This is a genomic window from Deltaproteobacteria bacterium (assembly GCA_003194485.1).
Taxonomy (GTDB): Bacteria; Desulfobacterota; Dissulfuribacteria; order Dissulfuribacterales; family UBA3076; genus UBA3076.
In genome coordinates, this window is the sequence record PQXD01000045.1 from 1 (window position 1) to 5544 (window position 5544).

Sequence of the window (5544 nt, forward strand, 5' to 3'; positions counted from 1 at the left end):
TCCTGGCTATGGTGGTATTTTTACCCATAGCTTGAGAAAAGACGATCACAGCTTGCCTCTGAAGGCTCAAAAGAGCCTCCTGTGCTGCGTCACAAAATTCGCCTGCGCTTATATGAAATATCCAGGGATCTTGTATAATACTAATGTCACAATTGGGCATTCCGCATCTTGTTGTTTAGTTCATATTCTGGTACAAAATATGATTAATCCAGATTATGCTTGTCACAATAAGTATGTATGATACAAAGCTTCATTCCCGGCATATCTTATTTCCAGAAGACATAAATGGAAGAATCCGACAGCTTAAAATCCGACCAAGATTCTGTGCCTGATTTAGAAACCAGCATGGGTTATCATTTTATCCGTCCCGAGATCCTGGAACAGGCCCTTACTCATCGATCATATGCAGCGGAGCATGGAACGGGCCCCTTGGATAATGAACGTTTTGAGTTCCTCGGTGATGCCGTCCTGGAGCTTGTAGTCAGCCATCTTCTTTTTAAGCGCTATGGAGAAAGGTGTAGAGAAGGTGAATTAACCCGAATGAGATCATTTCTTGTAAACGAGAGCCAGCTTGCCACACAGGCTCGAAAACTTGGACTGGGAAAACATCTTAGGCTGGGTAGGGGCGAAGACAGGAGCGGAGGACGTGATAAACCATCCATATTGTCCGATGCCTTTGAGGCAGTGGTAGGGGCCATTTATCTGGACAGCGGTATAGATGAGGTCTTTTCTTTTATTGAAAGGTGCTTTGGCGATTTGCTCGATCAGGCAGTGGACTCGGGGTTCGGTCAGGATTATAAGAGCAGACTTCAGGAATTGACTCAAAGCCGTTTTCATAGTGTACCTGTATATGAGATTGAAAAAATCAGCGGGCCTGATCATCAGCGTACATTTTATGTTGCAATTCAATTTAACGGTGAAGTGTTACAAAGGGGCAGCGGGCGCAGTAAAAAAGAGGCGGAACAGGATGCCGCCCGTAAGGCGCTGGAGATTTTAGATATTTGAGATTTCAGATGGATACGGACTCGCACCGATCTGGAAAACAGACAGGCTTTCGTTCAGGTTTTGTTGCAATAGCCGGAGCGCCAAATGTAGGAAAATCAACCCTTCTCAATCAACTTCTGGGTAAAAAGGTGGCAATTGCCACCCCCAAGCCCCAGACAACCCGACGCCAGGTAAAAGGCATACTCACCGGAGACAAATTTCAGGTTGTGTTTGTGGATACACCAGGGATTCACGAATCCAAGAAGCCCCTTAATAAGATATTGGTCCGTTGGGCCACCCAGGCACTTGGAGACGTGGATGCGATAGTGTTTGTGGTTGACGTAACTCGCAGGCGCAGAGGCCAGGAGTTTGCCATTTTAGACCTCTTAAGAAAGCTCATGCAGCCCGTAGTGCTGATCCTTAATAAGATCGACAGGGTAGCAAAAGAGACCTTGCTCCCCGTGATTGATGAGTTGAAGGATGTATATCCGTTTGAAGCAATCATACCTGTATCTGCCAAGTACGGAAGCGGCGTTGATAGTGTCCTTGACGAGATATTAAGACTGCTTTCCGAAGGGCCTCAATTTTTTGACGGAGCAGTTATTACCGACCAGTCCAGATATGATCTTGCAGCTGAATTTATCAGGGAGAAAATATTCCTGCTTGCAGAACAGGAGATCCCCTATTCAACAGCAGTAAATGTTGAAGAGATTGAGGATAATAAGGAACGGCAGATAACAAGGATCTCGGCAATTATATTTGTGGAAAAGCCGTCTCAGAAAGGAATTATTATAGGCAAGGACGCTCATTTTCTCAAAAAAATCGGGATACTTGCCAGAGAGGAGCTTGAATCACTTTGGGGCATAAAGGTGCATTTGGATATTTATGTCAAGGTCCTTAAAGACTGGTCCAGGGATGAGCGGGCACTGCGTCGCCTGGGCCTTACTGCCTGAACAGCAACTCCATCCGGCTTTTTCAGAGTGTCTTTTTTGTCACTCTTTCACCTGCTTTTCCGGACTTTATAGTCTCACTTAGATGATCATTAATCATCCTTATTTTAAAACTAATTGAAATTACAATTAAAAATCTTATATCATGTTAGGCATTATTCTTGCTCATATTGATATCATTTGATATGTATGGACCTGTTTAAAAACGTGCAGGTTTACTTACTACCTAATTTTGATAAGGAAAAATAATAGTGAATCTTCAACATACACTCATGAAGTCCGTAAAGGCATCCGGCATAGGACTGCATTCAGGGGAAAAGGTCTCTTTAAAGATAAATCCGTCTCCGGCCAACACCGGAATTTGTTTTGTCCGCAGCGACTTAAGCCGTGAACAGGTTATTCCGGCCCGGGCAGAGTACATAGTAGATACCAGTTTTGCTACTACTATAGGTGTTGAAAAAGTATCTGTTTCAACCATTGAGCATCTGATGGCGGCTCTGTCGGGAGCGGGTGTGAACAATGCCTTGATCGAGGTTGACGGGCCCGAAATTCCGGCAATGGATGGGAGCGCCGCACCATTTCTTTCTCTTCTGCAAAAGGCAGGTCTGAAGGCCCAGTATGAGCCGGTACGATATATTAAGATTCTGGAGCCGGTGACGGTGAAAATGGGTGACAAGCTTCTGAGTATTGAGCCTAGCAGGAATTTTATCGTATCTTTTGAAATAGAGTTTGAGCACCCCCTTATTGCCAAGCAACGTTTTGCCGGCAAGATCACGCCACAGACATTTGCAAGCCAGATCAGCAAGGCGAGGACTTTTGGTTTTCTCAGTGAAGTGGAGTTGCTGAGAGAGAATGGCTTTGCCAGGGGTGGATCTCTTGAAAATGCTGTGGTTATAGGCGATACATCCATATACAATAGAGGTGGCCTGCGGTTCTCTGATGAATTTGTCCGCCACAAAGTTTTGGATTTGATCGGAGACCTTTATCTCTTGGGCAGCCCTGTTTTAGGAAAGGTAAAAGCCGTAAAGAGCGGCCATAGCCTGCATCATGTTTTCTCTCTGGAATTGTTAAATAACCCCTATGCCTGGGAGTATATGGAACATGATAAGGCCTGGGGGTTACCAGTCTGGGCTGGTCACAAAGATGATGTGATTTCCGCAGCCGTTCCTGCCTGACCATGCCGGTCACACTTGTGGTTCGCTCAGGCTCACACAATCTAACCTTATTACCAGTCAAGTTCCTGGATGCATTCCTCGACCGGAGTGGCTAATCCCTTTCGAATGATTCCCGCATACCGGGGATATTCAGAAGATAGATAGTTTCCTGTATGGCGCGCCAGTCATCCTCTGAGATAAGTACTGCATTAACGCGCTTACCCTTTATGATAATCCCGAATTATGCACCTGAAGTTTCCCGTTTTTTTGGGAGGCTTAGCAGATCGCGGAGTAATTTCCCCAAAAGTTAATGAGTTATGTTTACGGTAAATCAACTTTTATTAGTAATATCAGATACTTATAAGGTCTAAACGCAATTTGTAAGTTGTTGATATTATTAAGTATTTTAAATATCTCGTCAGACAAAAATATATAATAATTCTGTAAAAACAGTCAATTATTAGTGAAAGCGAGACCAAGTTATGGTATATTTGTATTATCAAAACCAAACCATATCAGAGGTCTCGCATGTATATACTACACTCATTGCTCAAAGAACTCAAAAATGAATTTGCCCATTCAAGAAAAGGGGAGGAACGGGGAACGTGGTTCATCTATACCCTCATGGCAATCATTATTCCATTTACTTCCTCAAAAACGTCAAATTTGCTCCGGTGCCTTAAGACACTGTTTGGTTTTACCGTTATCAACACGAAGCGTTACTATACCTTTATGGGCTCATCCAAAATTCCATGGACTCAACCTTGGACGTGTCTGTGGAAGTTGATTCCAGAACCCTTGACTGACGGAAACCTGATCGTGGCCTTAGATGATTGCATAAATCCTAAGACCGGAAAGAAAATTTTTGGCTGCCATAGATTTTTTGATCATGCTGCCAAACAAAATCAATCAAGATATCCATGGTCTCAAAACATTGTTGCTATCGGTTTATGGTAGCTAAAAAATGGATGTGTAAAAATTTCTACGATATTCGGACTTTTGGTGCAGTAATGTCTACAGGAGATAAAACTTGTGGTCAGGTACGTGGTCCAGTTCAGCTTGCATTTGCCAGAAGTATTGATCCCATAGTCGGTCTGGATGTGGCGATGTTTCGTACTGCAGCTGTCAGTGTTGATAAACCGGATAACAAAGGACTGGGGGCTAGGAAAGCCATAGTTCCTTACGGTCTCTACCGCGTGCACGGCTTCATCTCTGCACCCTTGGCGAAACAGACCGGATTTTCCGAGGATGACCTGAATCTGTTCTGGGACGCTCTGAAAAATATGTTCGACCACGACCGTTCAGCAGCCAGGGGCGAGATGGCGACCCAGAAACTGATCGTTTTCAAACACGATTCCGAACTGGGAAACGCCCCGGCCAGCAAACTCTTCGACCTGGTCACAGTGGAAAAAAACTGCGGCGATGACCCGCCCAGATCCTTTGCTGACTATACGGTAACAGTTGACAAAGGCTCTGCACCTTCCGGAGTCTCAGTAGATGAAAAGCTGTAGCGGATAAACGATGACAACAGATGATTATGGCGAGATCGTTCTTTACCAGGCTGATGATGGCCATTCGGTTATTGATGTGCACCTTAAGGATGAAACCGTATGGCTTACCCTGAATCAGATGGCGGAGTTATTTGGGAGGGATAAGTCCGTCATCTCCAGACATCTGCGGAATATTTTTAAAACCGGTGAATTGGAGCGAGATGCAACTGTTGCAAAAAATGCAACAGTTCAAAACGAAGGCCGCGGACGCGTTACCAGGTATATAGAATGGTTCAACCTCGATGCCATCATTTCTGTAGGTTACCGAGCATGAAGAAAGGGGTCAGCCCTCGAAAATAGAATTTAATCTTTAACACTGACCTCCGGGATACTATAATCTTTTGCATTATGGCACGACCTTACCGGCTGCAAGCAGAAGACTGCTTCTATCATATAACCAGCCGTGGTAACGGCAGGAAGAAAATATTCTTAAACAATACCGATTTTGAGAAATTCCTCGAATATATATTAAAAGCAAAGGAAAAGTATGATTTTTATCTTCTTGCCTACGTATTGATGAGCAATCACTACCATCTTCTGATAAAGACTACTAAACCCAATTTATCCGGGATTATGCATTACATTAATGGTTCCTATACTACGTATTCCAATGTAAAGAGGAGAAAAACCGGACATTTATTTCAGGGAAGATACAAGTCCCTGGTAATAGATGAAGACAGTTATTTTCAGGAGCTTACCAGGTATATTCATTTAAATCCGGTAAGGGCAAAGATGGTAAAGAATCCAGAAGATTATAGGTGGAGCAGTTATAATGCCTATGTAGGCAGAAAGAGGAAGGACAGGTTATAGATAAGGAAGAGATACGCAAATATCTTGGTATGGAGAGCAAAAATTACAGGTTCTTTGTATTAAATGGAATGTTAACGGGAGAAAAAGAAGATGACA

General features: G+C 43.7%; 6 protein-coding genes and 2 pseudogenes. 7 read left to right on the forward strand and 1 reads right to left on the reverse strand.

From position 1 onward, the window contains the following. The first annotated feature begins 285 nt into the window (after positions 1-285). The 3 genes from rnc (at position 286) to C4B57_11525 (ending at position 3109) form a co-directional block, all read left to right on the forward strand. Complete coding sequence (gene rnc, locus C4B57_11515; protein PXF52050.1) at positions 286-1005, forward strand: ribonuclease III; 720 nt, start codon at positions 286-288, stop codon at positions 1003-1005. 8 nt (positions 1006-1013) lie between these two features. Next, positions 1014-1937, forward strand: a complete 924-nt coding sequence (locus C4B57_11520) for a GTPase Era (protein PXF52055.1) — start codon at positions 1014-1016, stop codon at positions 1935-1937. Positions 1938-2206: 269 nt separating this feature from the next. Then, a complete protein-coding gene (locus C4B57_11525; GenBank protein PXF52051.1) occupies positions 2207-3109 on the forward strand; it encodes a UDP-3-O-[3-hydroxymyristoyl] N-acetylglucosamine deacetylase in 903 nt (300 codons plus the stop codon). A 50-nt stretch (positions 3110-3159) separates the two neighbouring features. Here C4B57_11525 and C4B57_11530 read toward each other — a convergent pair. Further along, a pseudogene (locus tag C4B57_11530) lies at positions 3160-3323 on the reverse strand (hypothetical protein). A gap of 311 nt (positions 3324-3634) precedes the next feature. On the opposite strand from C4B57_11530, the gene C4B57_11535 reads away from it, so the two are divergent. The 4 genes and pseudogenes from C4B57_11535 (at position 3635) to C4B57_11550 (ending at position 5448) form a co-directional block, all read left to right on the forward strand. Then, positions 3635-4045, forward strand: coding sequence for a hypothetical protein (locus tag C4B57_11535; GenBank protein ID PXF52052.1), 411 nt, complete (start codon positions 3635-3637; stop codon positions 4043-4045). Then, the gene (gene cas7c / locus C4B57_11540) at positions 4009-4599 is read left to right on the forward strand and encodes a type I-C CRISPR-associated protein Cas7/Csd2 (GenBank protein ID PXF52053.1); all 591 of its coding nucleotides are present in this window, start codon (positions 4009-4011) and stop codon (positions 4597-4599) included. The genes C4B57_11535 and cas7c overlap by 37 nt, the downstream gene beginning before the upstream one ends. A gap of 10 nt (positions 4600-4609) precedes the next feature. Beyond that, positions 4610-4906: pseudogene (locus C4B57_11545) on the forward strand (hypothetical protein). Positions 4907-4986: 80 nt separating this feature from the next. Continuing rightward, positions 4987-5448 carry a hypothetical protein gene (locus C4B57_11550; GenBank protein ID PXF52054.1) on the forward strand — a complete coding sequence of 154 codons (462 nt, stop codon included), beginning with the start codon at positions 4987-4989 and terminating at the stop codon, positions 5446-5448. Positions 5449-5544 lie beyond the last annotated feature (96 nt).